Annotated in this window: 3 protein-coding genes; all 3 read right to left on the bottom strand. The window is 75.2% G+C overall.

Annotated features, from left to right (window positions below):
- On the bottom strand, positions 1-513 hold a 513-nt coding region (locus AB0M20_RS41915), incomplete at its 3' end, for a hypothetical protein (protein WP_364306934.1).
- 90 nt (positions 514-603) lie between these two features.
- Positions 604-1,293, bottom strand: a complete 690-nt coding sequence (locus AB0M20_RS41910) for a hypothetical protein (protein ID WP_364306932.1) — start codon at positions 1,291-1,293, stop codon at positions 604-606.
- Between the two features lie 53 nt (positions 1,294-1,346).
- On the bottom strand, positions 1,347-1,715 hold a 369-nt coding region (locus AB0M20_RS41905; RefSeq protein ID WP_364306931.1), incomplete at its 5' end, for a hypothetical protein.

Raw genomic sequence — 1,715 nt, 5'->3', positions numbered from 1 at the left:
CCCGGACCAGATCAGGCCGAGCCTGAGCCGCGATCGGCGCCGCCGGATCCGCGCGTCGGCCTCTGCCTCCGCCGTCGACGGGATGGGATCGGGCTCGAGACTTCTCGAGCCCGCCACCGCGTCGCCGAAGAGCAGGTAGACGCCGAAGACGCCGATCAGTCCGAGTCCGCTCCAGCCGACCGGGTTCCACAGCTCGGCCACCAGGTAGTGCGCCGCGATGAGCAGACCGGCGACGCCGAACAACGCGAACCAGTAGGCGCGGTTCAGATGGGCTCGATCCCCGGTGAGACTGTCGGTGTACTGCCGGCTGAGCCAGACCGTGGCGGTGGCGACGAAGATCGCGAAGAAGAGCGTGACCATCCACTGCCGGCCACCGGGGGCGGCCGCCCGGAGCAGGACGATCAGCGCGATGCAGGCGATGCCCACCCGGCGGATCTCGTCCGCCCGGCGCAGGATGTCGGCCCTGATCTTCTGGACCGGGGACTTGTTCCCGACCGCGGCGGCTGTGCTCATCGCCATCACCTCGTGGGACAGAGTCCGCAGAGGCGGGAAGCGATACCGGGCGAGCGCAGGCCGGGAAAACGTCCGAGTCCGGCGCCCCGATCAGCGGTGGGCGTTGGTCCGGGCCACCGCGCGGGGGTTCGGGTCGGCCGGGGTGGCGCCCCGCCAGCGCTGGCTCAGCCGATAGGCGAAGGCTCTGGTGCCGTGGATGGTGCCCGTCGGGTGCAGGTCGGGCGTGGCGTTGCGGACCGGGTCGAAGGCCAGCGCCTCGTTCGCCGCCGCTGACAGCTCCTCGCCCAAGGTCACCCGGCCCACCGTGCGGTCACTCGCCCGCAGCAGCAGCGACGACCCCGCCGGGAGCGACTCCAGGTCGCGGCCCAGGGGACGGCCGTCCGGGTCCGGCACCGCCTCCAGGTAGAGCTTGCGGGTCGCCGACCGGTACGGCGTGATCGAGCCGTAGACCGTGTCGAACGAGCGGCGGGGCACCGGGAGACGCTTGGTCACGGCGTTCGTGCCGGTCGAGGACAGCAGCAGATCGACCTCGCCGACCCGGATGGCCACGCCGCGGATGTCGCCGCGCGTACCCCTCGTGCCCGCGCCCTTGGAGATGCGGACGATGACCTCGTGCCGGCCCGGCCGGTCGAGCAGGTCCGCGCCCAGCGGCTCGCCGGCGCCCCAGATCTCCAGCATGCCCGCGAACGAGCGCCCGTCCGGGTGCAGGAAGCGCCGGTGCCGGGAGCGCGCCACGCGGACTCCCAGTGCGACGATGACGGCGGCGGCCAGCATTCTCATGCCCTAGAGCTACCCGAGCTCGGCGCGACCAAGCGCGGCACAGCCACCCGCGCTCAGCGGGACCAGGCGCGGCGGCGCCACGCGAAGAACGCCACCGCCAGCAGCCACGCGCCCAGGGCCGTCGCGGCCGCCGCGGCCAGGCCGCCACCCGCCAGCAGCATCCGCCCGACCTGGCGCAGCGCCCACTCCGCGCCCTGCGGCCGGCAGGTGCCCGGCCGCTGGGCGTCACCCAGGTCGCAGATCGGGCTGCCTGTCCGCGCCTCGGCCAGCGCCTGCGTCGCCGGCTTGTCCGCCTGCGCGTCCAGCGCCGCCTGCCGGGGGGCCGCGGCCCCCCCCGGGTCCGGGTGGCGGGGCGGCCGCCGCGCCCGGGGGCGGGGGGGCCCCGACAGGGAGGTGCGGGGCATGGCGGCGGGGCCGCGCGC

Origin of the sequence: Actinoplanes sp. NPDC051633 (assembly GCF_040681735.1) — a bacterium.
Taxonomy (GTDB): domain Bacteria; phylum Actinomycetota; class Actinomycetes; order Mycobacteriales; family Micromonosporaceae; genus Actinoplanes.
This window is presented reverse-complemented; position numbering and strand designations above follow the sequence as displayed.